Origin of the sequence: Pseudomonas sp. A25(2017) (genome assembly GCF_002001065.1) — a bacterium.
In the GTDB taxonomy this organism is placed as follows: Bacteria; Pseudomonadota; Gammaproteobacteria; order Pseudomonadales; family Pseudomonadaceae; genus Aquipseudomonas; species Aquipseudomonas kilonensis.
Map to the genome: position 1 here is coordinate 297,301 of NZ_MUOA01000044.1, position 18,051 is coordinate 315,351.

Consider the following 18,051-nt stretch of genomic DNA (forward strand, 5'->3'; position numbering starts at 1 on the left):
ACTGGTCAGGGGCGAGGCTTGGGTTTGCCGTGTTTGGCACGCAATGGATCGAGCAGGTCCGACAGCCCGTTGTGATCGATTTCCTGCATCAGTGCCAGCAAACCACCCAGTTCACCGTGAGGAAAACCCTCGCGGGCGAACCAGTTCAGGTATTGACCGGGCAGGTCAGCCAGGATTCGACCCTTGTATTTGCCGAATGGCATTTGACGCGTGATGAGCAATTCGAGCTTTTCCGGGTTCATGGCAATCGTCTTGATTCAAATCTGCTTCGAAAATACAGGCATTCTGCATGCAGGCCAAATGACAGATCATGCAAATAACGCGGATACAGTTTTCTGATTTTTTGATAACTAATTGATTTTTAATTAAATTTATCAGGTTCTTGGGCTGGCATGGCCGATGCAATATTCCTTGCAGGTTTTCTATTCACCCAGCAAAGGAACTGAAAAATGACTGACATCAACAAAGAATCCATCTCCGTCTTGAACGACCTGATCGAGACCAGCAAAGATGGCCAGGAAGGCTTCAAGACCTGCGCTCAAGACATCAAGCACCCACAACTCAAGGCGCTGTTCGTTCAACGTGCTGCGGATTGCGCGACCGCTGCGGCCGAGCTGCAAGCGGCGGTTCGTTCCCTGGGCGGCAATCCGGAAACCTCCACCAGCGTCGCTGGTGACCTGCACCGTCGTTGGGTGGACGTGAAATCCATGTTCACCGGCAAGGATGAAGAAGCGGTGCTCAACGAAGCCGAGCGTGGCGAAGACCATGCGCTCAAGGCCTACAAGGAAGCGCTGGAGAAAATCAGCAAGCACAACCTGGTGGGTATCCGTGATTTGGTTGAGCGTCAGTACCACGGCGTGCAACGCAACCATGACCAGGTCAAGGCCCTGCGTAACCAGGCGCGCGCCAGCTAAACAACGCGTCCTGATCGAAAAAAACGCCAGCATGCCTGGCGTTTTTTTGTGGCGACGACTCAGATCTAAGGTGAACACTGTTGTGGCGAGGGGATTTATCCCCGCTGGGCTGCATAGCAGCCCCAACCCCTAGTATCACTGCGCCGTGTCAGCCTGAACACGGGGCTGCTTCGCAACCCAGCGGGGATAAATCCCCTCGCCACAAGGTCAGGGCGAGTGAGGGAGATGGCATTTCAACTCACTCAGCATCAAACAGAAAAAGTGTGTTGTTAAATCCATCAATAATCAGCTCTGGACTCGAATAGATAGCTAGCTAATAATTGCGCCGCCGATCCCTTGCATTGCATCTATTGTTACTGGCGTCCCCCAAAGAGTTTTTCGCGTGCCCATAACCTTCCAGGCCTTGTTTGCCCCTGACCGTCTCGCTTTGCAGTTCGCCATCAAGACCGTGCTTGGCGCTGGGCTGGCGTTGTGGCTGGCGTTGCGCTGGGGGTTGGAGCAGCCGTCATGGGCGCTGATGACCGCGATCATCGTCGCCCAGCCACTGTCCGGGATGGTGGTGCAAAAGGGCTTGGCGCGATTGCTCGGCACGTTGGTGGGCACCGTCATGTCGGTGGTGTTCATGGGCCTGTTTGCCCAGGCGCCCTGGTTGTTCCTGCTGGCCTTGGCGCTCTGGCTGGGGTTGTGCACAGCCTGTTCGACGCTGCTGCGCAGTGCCTGGTCGTATTCATTCGTGTTGGCCGGCTACACAGTGGCGATCATTGCCTTGCCGGCCATTTCCCACCCGTTGGGTATATTCGACCAGGCGGTGGCGCGCTGCACCGAGATCAGCCTGGGCATCGTCTGCGCCACGGCGGCCAGTGCCTTGCTCTGGCCGTTGCGGGTCGAGCGGCAATTGGCCGGTCAGGCGTTTGCTGCCTGGCAGAGCGGTATGCAGGCTGCCCGTGCCACCCTGGCTGGCGATGCCCAGGCCCGTAAAGGGTTGCTGGAAATCCTGGGCAGGATCGTCGCGGTGGATGCCCAGCGCGAACATGCCTGGTTCGAAGGCAGCCGTGGCCGACAGCGCGCCCGGGCTATCAGCGGCTTGAGCCAGAAATTGCTGATGCTGCTGCGCCTTTCGCGCTCGGTGCGGCGGCAGTGGAAACAGCTCGACCCCGAGGAGGCCGAGGCCCTCCAGCCGTGGATGAACGAGGTGCAGCAAGCCCTCGATGCCGACAGTGCAACCCTGCAAGCCTTGCGCCCCCGGGTATGGGATGCGTCTCACGACCCGCAGATCAGCTCGGCGCAAAGTTACTGCCTGGCGCGGTTCGCCTTGTTGCTCGATACCGCCCTGGCCGCCTGCGCGGCCTTGACGGCGGTGCAGGAGGGCAGGGCGGCGGCGGATCCACCGCGAACCCTGGCGCCTCATCGTGATCTGTCCCTGGCCATGGTCTTCGGCGCTCGCAGCGCCCTGGCGTTCTTGGTCGTTGCCGGTTTCTGGTTGGCGACCGCCTGGCCCGCCGCATCGGGCGCGATGCTGTTGACGTGCGTGGTGTGCAGCCTGTTTGCCAGTCGCGAAAACGGCGCGCAGATCGGCATGAGTTTTCTGCGCGGCATTCTGTTGGCCGTGCCGACGGCGTTCGTGATTGGCGAGCTTTTGCTACCGCAATGGAGCAGCTTTGCGATGCTGTGCATGGCCATGGGCGTGCCGTTGTTTTTCGGTGCGCTGGGTATGGCCAAGCCGCAGATCTTCGCCACGGCGACGTCGTTCTGCCTGCATTTTGTGGTGTTGATTTCACCGCTCAATGCTATGAAGTACGACGTCGCGGCGTTCTTCAACAACGCCCAGGCCATGATGATCGGCGTGGGCGCGGCGGTGCTGGCCTTCAATCTGCTGATTTTGCGCAACCCGGCCTGGCACAGCCGCCGGCTGCTGGCCGCGACCCTCCACGATCTGGTGCGTTTGACCCATCGCAGCTTGCGTGGCGCCGAGAGCTGGTTCGGCGGGCGCATGGCCGACCGGCTGTTGCAGTTGGCGCGGCATTATCCTGAATTGCCGGTGCAGGCGCGCAGCCGTTGGGATGATGGTTTGCTTGGCCTGGACATCGGCGATGAACTATTGCATTTGCGCCTGAGCCTGGCCGTCGCCCAAGTGCCTGATACCCGGGCGCAGCGCCGTTATTTCGAAGCGCTGGAGCAGGTGCTTGAACACGGCCCGACCGGTGACCAGGCCGATGCGCTGGCCCCGGCAAGCGCCGAGTTCCTGAAGGTGTTGTCGAGCCAGTCGCCCGGTGACGCATTGAAGCTGGCCCAGGGCGCGGTGGTGCAATTGCAAAACAGTTGGCGCGCCTGGTGCCGCCAGCACGAACCTGAACGACGGGAGCACAGCCATGGGCTTGCGTGAGTGGTCGATTGGCGGGGTGTTGCTCAGCCCGTTCCTGATTTATGTGGTGCTGGCGTTGCTGGTGACCGGCGCGTTGCGCCTGTTGCTCAGCCTGGTGCCGGCCGGGCGCTGGATCTGGCATGAAGCCTTGTTCGACTGCGCCCTGTATGTCTGTGTCCTGACCGTTATTACCGTGGTCCTCGGGCCGCTATAGGAGTTGAACATGCGTACATCCGTACGTGTCGCCGTCACGCTGTGCATGGTGGCCGTGGCGATTTTCGCCGGGTTTCACTTGTGGCAGTACTACATGCTCACACCCTGGACCCGCGATGCGCGGATCCGCGCCGACGTGGTGGTGATTGCCCCCGACGTGTCGGGTTGGGTGCGCGAGCTCAAGGCGGTGGATAACCAGCAGGTCAAGGCCGGCGATGTGTTGCTGAGTATCGACCGTGAGCGTTTCGAGGCGGCGCTGGAGAAGGCTCGGGCGGTGGTGCAGACGCGCCAGCAGCAACTGAGCCTGCGCGAACACGAAGCCAGCCGCCGCGCCGCCCTTGGGCCCCAGGCCATCAGCGCCGAACTGCGGGAAAACGCCCAGATCAACGCCGGCATCGCCCGAGGCGAACTGCGCGAAGCCCAGGCCGAGGCCAAGGTCGCCGAACTGAACCTGGCGCGCAGCCAGGTCCTGGCCCCACGCAACGGCCACATCACCAACCTGCGCCTGGCCGAAGGCAACTACGTGAATGCCGGGCAGCCGGTGATGGCGCTGATCGACGACTCGACGTTCTATGTGCAGGCCTATTTCGAAGAAACCAAGTTGCCGAGGATTCGCGTAGGCGATCCGGTCAAGATCTGGCTGATGAGCGCCGGTCATGCACTGGAGGGGCATGTCGAGAGCATCAGCCGTGGCATTACCGACCGCAACACCAACCCCGATGCACAGTTGCTGGCGGAGGTCGAGCCGACCTTCAACTGGGTGCGCCTGGCCCAGCGGATACCGGTGCGGATCAAGTTGGACAAGGTGCCGGAGGGGGTGAACCTGAGCGCGGGGATGACGGCGAGCGTGCAGGTGCGCGAAGACTCGCCTTAAATGTGGGAGCAAGGCTTGCCCGCGATGAAGATAACTCAGTCTCTCAGGGAACCGAGGCGCCTGCATCGCGAGCAAGCTTTGCTCCCACATTTATGGCTCGCCACAAGTCATTCACTTTAGATCGCGGTAATCAACCCACAGTAATCGCCGGCAACGTCGGCAAAGTCACGGTCTGCTGCTTGCGCGGTGCGAGGATTTCGGCTTCGCCGTCCACCACCAGCTCATCGCGCTGGTTGAACACGCGGGTGGCGATGCGTACACGAAACTTCGGCAGTTTTTCCAGGATTTCCAGGCGCACGGTCAGGGTGTCGCCGATTTTCACCGGTTTCTGGAAGCTCATCTGCTGGCCGATGTAGATGGTGCCCGGCCCAGGCAGCTCGCAGGCCACCGCCGCGCTGATCAGCGCACCGCTGAACATGCCATGGGCGATGCGCTCCTTGAACATGCTCGCTGCGGCGAACTCGGCGTCCAGGTGCACCGGGTTGTGATCGCCCGACATCGCCGCGAACAGCTGGATGTCACGCTCTTCGACGGTCTTGCTGTAGCTGGCGGTCTGGCCAATTTCGAGGGCTTCGTAAGGGGTGTTGGTAACCTGGGTCATCTGTTTCAAATCCTGTGACGGGGTAAAGGAAAAACGCGGCAAGCCTACTCGCTACGTGGCGGCCGCTTGTGGCTCAGGGCCTGGGCAATCCAGGCCAGCACGTCGGCGGTCACTTCATCGCGGTTGGTTTCATTGAACAATTCGTGCCGGGCCTGTGGGTAAATCGTCAATTGCAGGTGCTGGCTGCCGGCGTCGCGCAGGGCGTCGGCCAGATCCTTCAGACGCTTGCCTTCGCTCACCGGATCACATTCGCCGCCGATCACCAGCAGGGGCAGGCCCGGATCGATCTGGGCGAGATTGGACGCTTTGCTGATTTGCTGCAAGCCACCGAGCAGATCGACCCACAGTTGATTGGTGCAGCGAAAGCCGCACAGTGGGTCGTGGACGTACTTGTCGACTTCGGCCGGGTCGCGGCTGAGCCAGTCGAAGGGGGTACGCGTGGGTTTGAATTTTTTGTTGAAACTGCCGAACGACAGCCACTCGATCAACGCGCTGCGCCCCGTGGCACCCTGGCGCCAGCGTTCGAAGCGGGCGATCAGGCGAGCGCTGCGGTAGAGCGTCACCGGCTGAAAGTTCGAGCCGCTGAGAATCGCCCCGTGCAGGCTGGCGCTGTGATGCAACAAATAACCCTGGGCGATGTAGCTGCCCATGCTGTGGCCCAGCAGCAGGATGGGGGTATCGGGATATTGCTGGACGATGTGGTGGTTGAGGCTGGCCAGGTCGCCCACGACCTTGAGCCAACCGTCCTCATCGGCAAAGTGACCGAGAATCGCTTCCTCGCCCGTCTTGCCATGGCCGCGCAGGTCCACAGCGCAGACACCGTAGCCCTCGTCGCACAGTGCCTGGGCCAGGCGGGCGTAGCGGCCGCTGTGTTCGGCCATGCCATGGGCCAGCATGATCACCGCCAACGGGGCGGTTTCAGGCAGCCACTGGTTGACGAACAGGCGGCTATGGTCGGTCGCGGTCAGCCAGAACGTTTGGTGGATCATGGCGATTCCTTTTGTGCAGCGTCGCTGCATTGTATAGCGCATCCTTTGCGTCTCGCCTGATCAGGCCACACCTAGGCAAGAAGATTCACACAATCTATGACGCAGGTTGCCATATTTGCCTGATTGGCCATAGCTGCTAGTGTCCCAGGAGTTCCACCTCTGCAAGCGATACAGAGGCGGCCCGGACATGCTCAGGTAAAGAGGACAAAAACAATGCAGCCTGATTTCTGGAATGACAAGCGCCCGACCGGCGTGCCCCTGGATGTTGACCTTGGGGCCTACAAGTCGGTGATCGAGGTGTTCGAACGTTCCTGTAAGAAATTTGCCGACCGTCCGGCGTTCAGCAACATGGGGGTGACGCTCACCTATGCCGAGCTCGAGCGCTACAGCGCGGCTTTCGCCGGCTACCTGCAAGCCCATACCGACCTGGCGCCAGGTGATCGAATCGCAGTGCAGATGCCCAACATCCTGCAATACCCGATCGCCGTGTTCGGTGCCTTGCGCGCCGGGCTGGTCGTGGTCAACACCAACCCGTTGTACACCGCGCGGGAAATGCGTCATCAGTTCAAGGACTCCGGTGCCCGGGCGCTGGTGTACCTGAATATGTTCGGGCAGAAAGTCCAGGAGGTGTTGCCCGATACGGACCTGCAGTACCTGATCGAAGCGAAGATGGGCGACCTGATGCCCACCGCCAAGGGCTGGCTGGTCAACACGATGGTGAGCAAGGTCAAGAAAATGGTCCCGGCCTATTCGCTGCCCCAGGCCATTTCCTTCAAGAGCGCCTTGCGCCTGGGACGCGGCCAGGGCATCAAGCCGCTGAACGTCAGCCTCGATGACATTGCGGTGTTGCAGTACACCGGCGGCACCACCGGGTTGGCGAAGGGCGCAATGCTGACCCACGGCAACCTGGTGGCCAACATGCAACAGGCCCGGGCCTGCCTGGGGCAGCTCGGCGATGACGGCCATCCACTGTTGCGCGAAGGCCAGGAGGTCATGATCGCACCGCTGCCGCTGTACCATATCTATGCATTCACGGCGAACTGCATGTGCATGATGGTGACCGGCAACCACAACGTGCTGATCACCAATCCGCGGGACATCGGTGGTTTCATCAAGGAACTGAAGAACTGGCGTTTCTCGCTGCTGCTGGGACTCAACACGTTGTTCGTGGCATTGATGGACCATCCGGATTTCAAGACCCTGGATTTTTCCAACCTCAAGGTCACCAACTCAGGTGGCACGGCGCTGATCAAGGCCACCGCCGAACGTTGGGAGCAGATCACCGGTTGCGGCATCACCGAAGGTTATGGTTTGACCGAAACCTCGCCAGTGGCCAGTGCCAATCCTTATGGTGGCAAGTCCCGGTTGGGCACGGTGGGGATGCCGGTGCCGGGCACGCTGATGAAAGTGATCAACGACGATGGCGTCGAGCAGCCCCTGGGCGAGCGCGGCGAGCTGTGCATCAAGGGCCCGCAGATCATGAAAGGCTACTGGAACAAGCCTGAGGCTACCGCCGAAGTGCTGGACCACGAGGGCTGGTTCAAATCCGGCGATATCGCGGTGATCGACCCGGACGGTTTCGTGCGGATCGTCGACCGCAAGAAAGACATGATCATCGTCTCGGGTTTCAATGTGTACCCCAACGAGATCGAAGACGTGGTGATGGCCCATCCCAAGGTGGCCAACTGCGCAGTGATCGGCGTGCCGGACGAACGTTCGGGGGAGGCGGTGAAGCTGTTCGTTGTGGCGCGCGAAACCGGCGTCAGCCTTGAAGAACTCAAGGCCTACTGCAAGGAGAACTTCACCGGCTACAAGATTCCCAAGCACATCGTGCTGCGGGAGTCGTTGCCCATGACCCCGGTGGGCAAGATTCTGCGGCGGGAGTTGCGGGATATCGCCTGAGGCCCGCCGGGGTATCTGTCCTGACGAAAACCTGTGGGAGCACAGCTTGCTCGCGATAGCGGTGGAACAGCCTCATTTGTATTGGCTGACATACCTCCATCGCGAGCAAGCTGTGCTCCCACAGTTGTTTGATTCAGAGAGATTTAATAGGGCGTAGGTTTTTTACTCTAAAAGTGACCATAAAGTATTCGTGAGTCATGTTTGTGACTGTGGTGGCTGCTTTTGGCTCTAGGCGGCCCTCGGCAAAGCTGCTACTCTCGGCGCGCTTTTGTGACTTCTCGGCCTTGATTCAAGCCAGATTCACCAATAAACACACACCAATAATAATCGCATCAAATGCGGTGAGAATTCGCGTTGCTGAGGAGTGGGCTTCCATGATTGAAGACTTTTGGAAGGATAAGTACCCAGCTGGGATTGCTGCCGACATCAATCCAGACGAGTATCCGAATATTCAGGCGGTGTTGAAGCAGTCCTGCCAACGCTTTGCCAACAAGCCGGCATTCAGCAACCTCGGCAAGACGATCACCTACGGTGAACTCTACGAGTTGTCCGGTGCCTTTGCCGCGTACCTGCAACAGCATACCGATTTACAGCCCGGCGATCGAATCGCCGTGCAACTGCCCAACGTTCTCCAGTACCCGGTGGCCGTGTTCGGTGCGATCCGCGCCGGGCTGATCGTGGTCAACACCAACCCGCTGTACACCGCGCGGGAAATGGAACACCAGTTCAACGACTCCGGGGCCAAGGCGCTGGTGTGCCTGGCGAACATGGCGCACCTGGCCGAGACCGTGGTACCCAAGACGGGCGTCAAGCACGTCATCGTCACCGAAGTTGCCGACCTGCTGCCGCCGCTCAAGCGCCTGTTGATCAACAGCGTGATCAAGTACGTCAAGAAGATGGTCCCGGCCTATCACTTGCCCAAGGCCGTCAAGTTCAACGACGTGCTGAGCAAAGGCCACGGCCAGCCCGTGAGCGAAGCCAACCCCACCAGCGACGATGTCGCCGTGCTGCAATACACCGGCGGCACCACCGGCGTGGCCAAGGGCGCGATGCTCACCCACCGCAACCTGGTGGCGAACATGTTGCAGTGCAAGGCGCTGATGGGCTCCAACCTCAATGAAGGTTGCGAGATTCTGATCACGCCGCTGCCGCTGTACCACATCTATGCCTTCACCTTTCATTGCATGGCGATGATGCTGATCGGCAACCACAACATCCTGATCAGCAACCCGCGCGACCTGCCGGCGATGGTCAAGGAGCTGTCGAAGTGGAAGTTCAGCGGTTTCGTCGGCCTCAATACCCTGTTCGTGGCCCTGTGCAACAACGAAGCCTTCCGCAAGCTGGATTTCTCAGCCCTGAAAGTCACCCTGTCTGGTGGCATGGCCTTGCAACTGGCAGCGGCTGAGCGTTGGAAGGCGGTGACCGGTTGCCCGATCTGCGAAGGCTACGGCATGACCGAGACCAGCCCGGTGGCCACCGTCAACCCGATCCAGAAGATCCAGGTCGGTACCATCGGCATTCCGGTGCCGTCGACGCTGTGCAAGGTGATCAATGACGCGGGCGTCGAACAGCCATTGGGCGAAATCGGCGAATTGTGTGTGAAAGGTCCGCAGGTCATGAAGGGCTACTGGCAGCGCCAGGACGCCACCGACGAGATCCTCGACAGCGAAGGCTGGCTCAAGACCGGTGACATTGCGCTGATCCAGCCGGACGGCTACATGCGCATCGTCGATCGCAAGAAAGACATGATCCTGATTTCCGGTTTCAACGTGTACCCCAACGAACTGGAAGACGTGCTGGCAACCCTGCCGGGCGTGCTGCAGTGCGCGGCCATCGGCATTCCGGACGAGAAGTCTGGCGAGGCGATCAAGATCTTCATCGTTGCACGGCCGGGTGTCACGTTGACCAAGGAACAGGTGATGGAACACATGCGTGCCAACGTCACCGGCTACAAAGTGCCCAGGGCCGTGGAGTTCCGTGATGCCTTGCCGACGACCAACGTGGGCAAGATCCTGCGGCGCGAGTTGCGGGATGAAGAGCTCAGGAAGCTGGGTTTGAAGAAGTAAGACCGTTGCCAATGAAGAGCCCCGCTGATGCGGTAATGCTCTTCACTTAAAGAAACGGCGCTTCTTTCAGAGATGGGAAGCGCCGTTTTTTTTTTGGCTTCGTTTCGGGTGACGGGGTGTATATCCGTTTCTTCGGTAACGTCGACTTATGGTTCCGCCCTTACGGCGGCTCACTTTTGAGAAGCGCAAAAGTAAGCAAAACGCTTTTGCCCCACCACTCGGTGCCTCGCCTAGGCTCGGCATGCCTGAACGAAGGCATTGCTCCGTGGGCCCGCCGCGAAGGGCCATCCATGGCCCAGCGCGGCTACCTCGGCATCCATGCCGAGGTGCCCACTGCGCAACACCTTCGTTCAGCCATCGTGGTTAACGGGGCGCCCGAGATCAACGTCCACCGCGAGGCGGCCTTATAGCCGACCTGGTTCTTGGTGGGACCGCGTTTCTCCTGTGGGAGCGGGCTTGCTCGCGAAGGCGGTGTGTCAGTTTGCGGTGATGTTGGATGTGCCGACGTCATCGCGAGCAAGCTCGCTCCCACAGGTTTTGCGGTGTGTATGGGTTTTCTGTCTGCTGAAGATCCTATGTGGGAGCGAGCTTGCTCGCGATAGCGGTGGCTCAGCCACATAGATGCCGGCATGTGCCCGCTCTTGCTCTTGCTCTTGCTCTTGCTTTGGATCTTGATCTGAACGCCCGTTAAACCACGCTGGCCGAACGCAGGCATTGCGCAGTGGGCATCCCGGCATGGATGCCGGGATAGCCGCGCTGGGCCATGGATGGCCCTTCGCGGCGGGCCCACGGAGCAATGCCGGAGTGAGGGCATGCCGAGCCTAGGCGAGGCACCGAGTGGTGGGGCAAAGCGCTTTTGGTTACTTTTGGCTGGTCCGGCTCCCGGCTCTTCCAAAAGTGACCCGCCGTAAGGGCGGAACCATAAGCCGCCGTTACGCAAAAAACGGATATACACACCAAAGCTAGGAAATCGCATTACAACCTGAACTGCGCAAAATCCAGATTGGTGCCACCGGGCCGCATGTCCTGAAGATAGGAGTCCTTGTCAGCACTCAGTTCCAGACTCAAGGCTGCCTTGCGTTTCCCCTGGTTGCGCACTTCCAGGCCTTCCATCTTTTCGCGCAGGAACACGGTCGGCACTTTCAGGTGCAGCAGCTCATCGGTGGCCGGCGTGTGCAGCAGCAGGTGAATCCATTCGTATTGACCGATGGCCAGGCGCCCCACCGGGATATCGAACCAGAAGATGTTGCGGTTACGGTTCAATTCGCTGAAGTGGCAGTTGTTGACGCCCAGTACGGCGCCGCCCAGATCCTGGTTTCTGCGGGCGATGGCCTGCTTTTTATCGAGTTTCATAACGTTCCTACGGGGTTGGAGCTTCAGGCCGCAGCCTGAATACGTGGGGCATTCTCGGTGGTTGCCGGGCAAACATAAAGCCCCGCTTGTAGGAACAATGAAACTTGGCTCGGCAATCGCCGGTCAATTCAGCGTCGGGCATGAAAGACGAAATTGATCCGAAGTCGCCAAACAGGCTACTTTGTTGTGATAACGGCCCTTGAGTCGCCAAGCGACCCCCTTTTTTGCGGCGAAAGGAGACGCACATGATGTTCCCGGCCTTGAAAGGCTTACCCTTGCATCGTGTGATGATGCGCACCGTGACCGAGTTTCTCGACGACGAGATGTCGACCTACGCCTCGGCATTGGCGTACCAAATGCTGTTTTCGCTGTTTCCTTTCATCCTCTTTTTGATCGCCTTGATCGGCTTCCTGCACCTGCCGGACTTCTTCTCCTGGCTGCGCCTGCAATCGGAACTGGTGCTGCCGCCCCAGGCCCTGGAGCAGGTCAACCCGGTGATCGACCAGCTCCAGCAATCCAAGGGCGGGTTGTTGTCGGTGGGTATCGTCATTGCCTTGTGGACCGCCTCGGCGGGCGTGCGGTTGATGATGAGCGCGATGAACGCCGCCTATGATGTGGTGGAAGGCCGCCCGGCCTGGAAGCGTTTTCCGCTGTCGATCTTCTACACGGTCGGCATCGCCGGCATGCTGCTGGCCGCTGCGGCGCTGATGGTGCTCGGGCCACAGGTGATGGGCTGGATCGCGGCCCAGGTCGGCTTGGAGGAGTTCATTGTCACGCTCTGGACGATCGTGCGCTGGCCAGTGATTGTGATCTTGCTGATGGTCGCCGTGGCCTTGATCTATTACGTGATGCCCGACGTCAAACAAGAGTTTCGCTTCATCACCCCGGGGTCGGTGCTGGCGGTGGTGGTGTGGATCATCGCCTCCCTGGGCTTCGCGTTTTACGTCAAGACCTTTGCCAACTACAACGCCATGTATGGCAGCATCGGTGCGATCATCGTGTTGTTGCTGTATTTCTATATCTCTGCGGCGGTGCTGTTGCTCGGTGCAGAGATGAATGCGGTCATCGAGCACATGTCCACTGAAGGCAAGAACCCGGGCGAAAAGAGCGCGGGCGAGCACGAAAAGCAGCATGTGTCGGGCCTGGGCCGCGACCATTCCATCCCTCATCCCCACCCTGACGAAGCCCGACCATGATCCGTGAAATCCTGAAAATGGGCGACGACCGCCTGCTGCGCATTGCCCCGCCGGTGCCTGCCGAAATGTTCGACAGCCCAGCGTTGTGGCAATTGATCGACGACATGTTCCAGACCATGGAAAGCGTCGGCGGCGTCGGCCTGGCGGCGCCACAGATCGGCGTGGACCTGCAACTGGTGATCTTCGGATTCGAGCACAGCGAGCGTTACCCCGACGCCGAGGCGGTGCCCCAGACCATCCTGATCAACCCGCTGATCACCCCGCTGGGCCCGCAGATGGAAGAGGGCTTCGAAGGTTGCCTGTCAGTGCCGGGCCTGCGCGGGGCGGTGGATCGCTACCAGGACATCCGCTACGAAGGCTTCGATCCCAAGGGCGAGCCGATCGTGCGTTACGCGTCGGGCTTTCATGCGCGGGTGGTGCAGCATGAATGCGATCACTTGATCGGGCGCTTGTACCCGTCGCGCATCAGTGACTTCAGCAAGTTCGGGTTTACCGAAGTGATGTTCCCGGACCTGGACCCCACGGCCGACGACTAACCCATGATCGACATACATCCCCTGTGGGAGCGAGCCTGCCCGCGATAGCGGTGTATCAGCCAACTCATCTGCTGGATGTAAAACCGCAATCGCGAGCAGGCTCGCTCCCACAGTGGATTGTCTTGAGTTTCAGAAGCGTATTTTTGGCTCAAACCCCATCGCAATCATCGGCTTGCTACGCGCATACCGGCTCAGGCGTTCGGCCATCGCATAGGGCAGTTCGGGGTCGAAGCTGAAACCACGCCGCTCATAAAAACCACGCAAGTCCGGGTGGCAGAACAGCCACACCGGCTCATTCACGCCGTTCACCGCTTCGGCGATCAACCGTGCGGCGATGCCTTGTACGCGGTACGCCGGGTCGACGAACAACCCTGTCAACCAATGCCCGCCCGACACCGGCCGCAGGCACAGGGCGGCGACGATCTCATCGCGCCGCGCCACCCAAAGCTGCGCGTCACGCACGGCTTTCATCGAGGATTGGTGGGCGCGATAAAACTTGTTCATCAGCGGCCAAAGCGATGCTTCGAGCGCTGCGTAATGGATTTCGGACATGGCAGGGTCGTGGGCGATAAGGGGAAGGCGATTATAAAAGAACGCAGGTGCGGCGATAGGTGTATACCTGACTTCACATCCCGTATGAGTGGAGTACGTATCATGGCCAAAGGCATGGATTCAAAAAAAGCGGCAAAGAAAAAACCGGCGAAGACTGCCGATGAAAAGCGCGCCGACAAAAAAACCAAGAAGGTGAACCTGTTCGGTCATTGAGCCGATACTGCCTCGGTTGGCCTCAGGTTTGAGCTGGGGCGCTAACCCCAGCTCAAACGTTGCGCGATGTGCCGAGGCTTAAAGCGAGGCGAGAAACATGTCCGTGGCCGAGGCTTTGTCGTCGGTGCGGCTCTGCTGGGCCTTTTCCACTTGGGCGATCGCCGACTTGTCCTGCATGCGCTGGGCAATCTCCTGGCTGACCGCCATCTGCTTCTCGGGCGGCATCGCTTCGAACTCTTCCTCAGTAATGCCCATCTCTTCGAGAATGCTGTCGCGCAGGCGCTCTTCGGGCGTCTTGCTCATGTAGTCCTTGAATTCTGCCGTCGCAGAACCACCCAGTGTCGTGGTTTCTTCGGACGCTGGTGAAGCCACGGCCTGCAAGTGCACACGGGTCTTGGCGAACGCCTCGTCCACCTTGTCGCTGATGGCGGTGGCGGCGTTGACCTGTTGCGTGGCTTGTTGGGTGAAGGAATCCTGGACCTGGGTACTGCCCTGGCTGGCCTTCGCCTGGACGTTATCGCGCAAGGCCTGCAACGCGGCGCTTTGCAGGCCGCTGGCGGCTTCGGTGGTGGGATCCTCGCTCGGGCGTTTGAGCGGCAAGACCATCGCTTGCTGTTTTGCACTGACCAACATGATGAACACCTGTGGGTAATGGCTGAGCGATGGGCAGGAGCAATTCCCATGCCGTCGCCGCAAGGCCTCTATTCCAAGGCTTGTGGGCAGGAACGCGGCGAGCGGGGCGGCCAACCCTTGCCGGCGGACGGCATGGATCGACCGCACTGGTGTGTGGCGGGCCGACTCAGGTGCTTTCGCGGACCTTGAGCTCAAAGCCCATGTCCACCACCGGCTGCGCGATGCGGTTGCCGGCCATCAAGGTCAGCATTTGCTCGGCGGCGCGACGGCCGATGGCTTCCCTTGGCGTGCTGATGCTGCTCAGGCGCGGCACCATGTGGGCCGAGGCGGGCAGGTCGTTGAAGCCCAGCACCGAAACCCGCTCGGGAATCTTGATGCCGCAGCGAAGGGCCTCGAACAAGGCACCGTGGGCCAGGTCGTCGTTGCCGAAGAAGATCGCATCGACGTCCGGGTGGCTGTCCAGCAACTGCAGGAACAATTCGCCGCCCAGGCCTACCGATGATGGGCGTGGGGTCAGCAGTTCCAGGTCCGGGTCATACAGGCCGGCTTTCTGCAGGGCGCGTCGAAAGCCTTCGCCACGCAGCAGGGTGCGTTGGTCCAGTTGCGCGCCGATATAGGCCAGGCGCTTGCGGCCCTTGGAAATCAAGTGCTCGGCCGCCGTTTCGCCGGCCTTGAGCTGGGAAAAGCCGACGCAGTTGAGTCCCGCGCCGGGGTCCAGCTCCATCATGTACACGCACGGAATGTTGCTGGCCTCGATCATGCGCCGGGCGCTTTCGGTGCGGTCGAAACCGGTCAGCAGCAAACCGCGCGGCTGATAGGCCATGTAGTTGCGCAGCAGGTCTTCTTCTTCGTCCCGGGAGTAGTGGTAGTTGCCGATCACCACTTCGAAGCCCTTGGGCCGCAGCACCCGATGAATGGCTTCCAGGGTGTCGATGAACAACAGGTTGGACAACGACGGCACCAGCACCACCACCGAATGGCTCTGGGCCGAAGCCAGGGCGCGGGCGGCGGGGTTGACGACGTAGTTGAGCTCCACGGCGGCCTGGCGGACTTTTTCCACCAGTTCCGAGGCAACGGTGCTGACGCCGCGCAGGGCACGGGAGGCGGTGATGGGGCTGACACCGGCCAGGCGTGCGACTTCATTGAGCGTGGGGCGACCAGTGGTGCGAGTATTCTTATCGTTTTTAGGGACGGTCATCAGGGCGGCTTGCCAAACAAAAATCAAGGTACTAAGGTAGCGCTGTCTCGACGCCGCTGCAAATGCGTGAATGGGGGTTGCCTGATCCCCCGTCCGTTGGTGTCGTGAACGAACATGCTGCAACCACAAAAATGACAAGAAGGCGTCGGCAACTTCTGCTTTTGCTGCGGTGTCATAACTGGCAAAGGTAGCGCTGTCTGCGCGCTGAGGTGTTACATGAACAATCCCATCACCGCCCTGGTCATCATGGGCGTTGCCGGTTGCGGCAAAACTTGCGTCAGCCAGGCCCTGTGCCAATTGAGCGGCGCCACCGCCATCGAAGGCGACACCTTCCACCCCGCGGCCAACATCCAGAAGATGAGCGCCGGTATTCCCTTGAACGACGACGACCGTGCCGGCTGGCTCGACAGCCTGTGCGACGAGTTGCGCCGTGTCGACGCCACGGGCGAGCGCCCGGTGCTGACCTGCTCGGCCCTCAAGCACAGTTATCGCGAGCGTTTGCGCAGCGCCTTGCCCGGCCTGGGCTTCGTATTCCTTGAGTTGACCCCCGAAGTGGCCGCCGACCGCGTTTCCCATCGTCCCGGTCATTTCATGCCGTCGACCTTGATCGACAGCCAGTTTGCCACCCTTCAATCCCCTGTTGGCGAGCCCCTGACCCTGACTCTGGACGCGTCCAGCCACAGCGTTGAAGAGTTGGCGCATCAGGCTTACGTCTGGTGGTTGGACCATGGTTTGAAGCTTGCCAGCTGAGTTTCAAAAAATTTGCGTCAGAAAGATAGCGCTACCCCGACGGCTAACCAATAACTGCTTCAATAACAACAACAAATCAGGAGACACCTCCCATGTTCGGCATGTCCCACGAGACGTTCCTGCTGCTTGATGCAGTGGTCACGGTGATCGGACTCATCATCCTCATCACCAAGTTCAAATTCCACCCGTTCATTGCCCTGACCATCGCCGCCGCGTTCCTCGGCCTGACGTCGGGCATGCCGACCGGCACCATCATCAAGGCGTTCCAGGACGGCTTCGGTGGCGTGCTGGGCTTTGTCGGCATCATCCTGGCGTTGGGCACGATGCTCGGCAAAATGATGGCCGAGTCGGGCGGGGCCGATCAGATCGCCCAGACCCTGATCCGCGCCTTCGGCAAGGACAAGGTGCAGTGGGCCATGATGTTCGCCGCGTTCCTGGTGGGCATCCCGCTGTTCTTCGAAATCGGCTTCGTGTTGCTGATCCCACTGGTGTTCATCGTTGCGCGCCGTACCGGCGTGTCGATCATCAAGATCGGTATCCCGCTGCTGGCCGGCCTTTCCGCGGTCCACGGCCTGGTGCCGCCGCACCCGGGGCCGCTGCTGGCGATCGGCATATTTGGCGCTGACATCGGCAAGACCATTCTCTACGGCCTGATCGTGGCGCTGCCAACGGCCATCATTGCCGGACCGATCTTCGGTACGTTCATTGCCAAGCACATCCCCGGCCATCCGAACCAGGAGCTGGTGGATCAACTGGCCCGCGAGACGAACTCCGCCGAGCTGCCAAGCTTCAGCATCACCCTGATCACCGTGCTGTCGCCGGTGTTCCTGATGCTGCTCAAGACCTTCGCCGACGTGGCGCTGCCGGACGGCAACATCTTCCGTGCCTGGATGGACATGATCGGTCACCCGATCTCGGCCTTGCTGCTGGCGTTGCTGCTGTCGCTGTACACCTTCGGCTACAAGCAGGGCATTGGCTCCAGCCAGATGCTCAAATGGCTGGACGCAAGCCTGGCCCCGACTGCCGCGATCATTCTGATCATCGGTGCCGGTGGCGGCTTCAAGCAGATGCTGGTGACCAGCGGCGTGGGCGATGTGATCGGCCACATGGCGGTCAGCGCACAGATCTCGCCTATCCTGTTGGCGTGGCTGGTGGCGGCAGTGATTCGGATTGCGACGGGTTCGGCGACGGTGGCAACCATTACCGGTGCCGGAATCGTGGTGCCGGTGGTGGGGATGATGCCGGGTGTGAACCGTGAGCTGCTGGTGTTGGCGACCGGTGCCGGTTCGTTGATCCTGTCCCACGTCAACGACGCGGGCTTCTGGCTGGTCAAGCAGTACTTCAACATGACCGTGGCCGAAACCTTCAAGACCTGGACCGCGATGGAAACCATCCTGTCCGTGGTGGGGTTGATCTTTATCCTGCTGTTGTCGCTGGTGATCTGAACCTGAAGCAATATTCAACTGTGGGAGCGAGCCTGCTCGCGAAGGCGATATAACATTCAGCATCTCTGTTGACTGTTACACCGCCATCGCGAGCAGGCTCGCTCCCACATTGGTCTTTCACATTAGTTTGGTGTCAGGCGCCAGGTTTGTTTATCAACCCATCGGCCCGAAACATCCCACGGATCCCGCGCACAGCCTGGCGAATCCGGTCCTGGTTTTCGATCAGCGCGAAGCGCACGTGATCATCCCCATAT

The 18,051-nt window shown here is 60.3% G+C and carries 18 protein-coding genes; 10 read left to right on the forward strand and 8 right to left on the reverse strand.

Going from position 1 to position 18,051, the window contains the following annotated elements; all coding sequences use genetic code 11:
• Positions 1–5: 5 nt before the first annotated feature.
• A complete protein-coding gene (locus B0E42_RS06500) occupies positions 6–242 on the reverse strand; it encodes a DUF3820 family protein (protein ID WP_014336924.1) in 237 nt (78 codons plus the stop codon).
• A 207-nt stretch (positions 243–449) separates the two neighbouring features.
• On the opposite strand from B0E42_RS06500, the gene B0E42_RS06505 reads away from it, so the two are divergent.
• The 4 genes from B0E42_RS06505 (at position 450) to B0E42_RS06520 (ending at position 4,363) form a co-directional block, all read left to right on the forward strand.
• Entirely contained in the window at positions 450–914 is a 465-nt protein-coding gene (locus tag B0E42_RS06505) for a PA2169 family four-helix-bundle protein (RefSeq protein WP_077506026.1), read from the forward strand.
• Positions 915–1,296: 382 nt separating this feature from the next.
• Positions 1,297–3,297 carry an FUSC family protein gene (locus B0E42_RS06510; RefSeq protein WP_077506028.1) on the forward strand — a complete coding sequence of 667 codons (2,001 nt, stop codon included), beginning with the start codon at positions 1,297–1,299 and terminating at the stop codon, positions 3,295–3,297.
• The gene (locus B0E42_RS06515) at positions 3,284–3,490 is read left to right on the forward strand and encodes a DUF1656 domain-containing protein (RefSeq protein ID WP_003198565.1); all 207 of its coding nucleotides are present in this window, start codon (positions 3,284–3,286) and stop codon (positions 3,488–3,490) included. Before B0E42_RS06510 ends, B0E42_RS06515 begins: the two co-directional genes overlap by 14 nt.
• A gap of 9 nt (positions 3,491–3,499) precedes the next feature.
• Positions 3,500–4,363, forward strand: coding sequence for an HlyD family secretion protein (locus tag B0E42_RS06520; protein WP_018611004.1), 864 nt, complete (start codon positions 3,500–3,502; stop codon positions 4,361–4,363).
• 130 nt (positions 4,364–4,493) lie between these two features.
• On the opposite strand, the gene B0E42_RS06525 is transcribed toward B0E42_RS06520, so the two are convergent.
• Positions 4,494–4,964 (reverse strand): MaoC family dehydratase, encoded by a 471-nt coding sequence (locus B0E42_RS06525; protein WP_014336929.1) that lies wholly within the window; start codon positions 4,962–4,964, stop codon positions 4,494–4,496.
• A gap of 44 nt (positions 4,965–5,008) precedes the next feature.
• Positions 5,009–5,953: an alpha/beta hydrolase gene (locus tag B0E42_RS06530; protein ID WP_018611002.1), complete on the reverse strand. Its 945-nt coding sequence runs from the start codon at positions 5,951–5,953 to the stop codon at positions 5,009–5,011.
• 213 nt (positions 5,954–6,166) lie between these two features.
• Between B0E42_RS06530 and fadD2 the strand changes: the two genes are divergently transcribed.
• Both fadD2 and fadD1 read left to right on the forward strand, forming a co-directional pair.
• Positions 6,167–7,855 (forward strand): long-chain-fatty-acid--CoA ligase FadD2, encoded by a 1,689-nt coding sequence (fadD2, locus tag B0E42_RS06535; protein WP_014336931.1) that lies wholly within the window; start codon positions 6,167–6,169, stop codon positions 7,853–7,855.
• Between the two features lie 374 nt (positions 7,856–8,229).
• Positions 8,230–9,921, forward strand: a complete 1,692-nt coding sequence (gene fadD1 / locus B0E42_RS06540) for a long-chain-fatty-acid--CoA ligase FadD1 (protein ID WP_018610999.1) — start codon at positions 8,230–8,232, stop codon at positions 9,919–9,921.
• Between the two features lie 975 nt (positions 9,922–10,896).
• Here the strand turns inward: fadD1 and B0E42_RS06550 are convergent.
• Positions 10,897–11,274 carry a hypothetical protein gene (locus tag B0E42_RS06550; protein WP_018610995.1) on the reverse strand — a complete coding sequence of 126 codons (378 nt, stop codon included), beginning with the start codon at positions 11,272–11,274 and terminating at the stop codon, positions 10,897–10,899.
• Between the two features lie 245 nt (positions 11,275–11,519).
• On the opposite strand from B0E42_RS06550, the gene B0E42_RS06555 reads away from it, so the two are divergent.
• On the forward strand, positions 11,520–12,470 hold the full coding sequence (locus B0E42_RS06555; protein ID WP_018610993.1) for a YihY/virulence factor BrkB family protein: 951 nt from the start codon (positions 11,520–11,522) through the stop codon (positions 12,468–12,470).
• Positions 12,467–13,006: a peptide deformylase gene (gene def / locus B0E42_RS06560; protein WP_053178362.1), complete on the forward strand. Its 540-nt coding sequence runs from the start codon at positions 12,467–12,469 to the stop codon at positions 13,004–13,006. Before B0E42_RS06555 ends, def begins: the two co-directional genes overlap by 4 nt.
• A 129-nt stretch (positions 13,007–13,135) precedes the next feature.
• Here the strand turns inward: def and B0E42_RS06565 are convergent, their stop codons facing one another.
• The 3 genes from B0E42_RS06565 to B0E42_RS06575 form a co-directional block, all read right to left on the reverse strand.
• Entirely contained in the window at positions 13,136–13,558 is a 423-nt protein-coding gene (locus B0E42_RS06565) for a GNAT family N-acetyltransferase (protein ID WP_053186080.1), read from the reverse strand.
• Between the two features lie 291 nt (positions 13,559–13,849).
• Entirely contained in the window at positions 13,850–14,404 is a 555-nt protein-coding gene (locus B0E42_RS06570; protein WP_077506032.1) for a hypothetical protein, read from the reverse strand.
• 166 nt (positions 14,405–14,570) lie between these two features.
• Positions 14,571–15,602 carry a LacI family DNA-binding transcriptional regulator gene (locus tag B0E42_RS06575; RefSeq protein ID WP_018610981.1) on the reverse strand — a complete coding sequence of 344 codons (1,032 nt, stop codon included), beginning with the start codon at positions 15,600–15,602 and terminating at the stop codon, positions 14,571–14,573.
• 216 nt (positions 15,603–15,818) lie between these two features.
• On the opposite strand from B0E42_RS06575, the gene B0E42_RS06580 reads away from it, so the two are divergent.
• Together B0E42_RS06580 and B0E42_RS06585 are read left to right on the forward strand one after the other, a co-directional pair.
• Entirely contained in the window at positions 15,819–16,352 is a 534-nt protein-coding gene (locus tag B0E42_RS06580; RefSeq protein ID WP_053178366.1) for a gluconokinase, read from the forward strand.
• 92 nt (positions 16,353–16,444) lie between these two features.
• The gene (locus B0E42_RS06585) at positions 16,445–17,797 is read left to right on the forward strand and encodes a GntP family permease (RefSeq protein ID WP_077506034.1); all 1,353 of its coding nucleotides are present in this window, start codon (positions 16,445–16,447) and stop codon (positions 17,795–17,797) included.
• A 133-nt stretch (positions 17,798–17,930) separates the two neighbouring features.
• On the opposite strand, the gene B0E42_RS31410 is transcribed toward B0E42_RS06585, so the two are convergent.
• Positions 17,931–18,051, reverse strand: a 121-nt coding sequence (locus B0E42_RS31410) for a hypothetical protein (RefSeq protein WP_223493118.1), incomplete at its 5' end; no start/stop codon positions are given.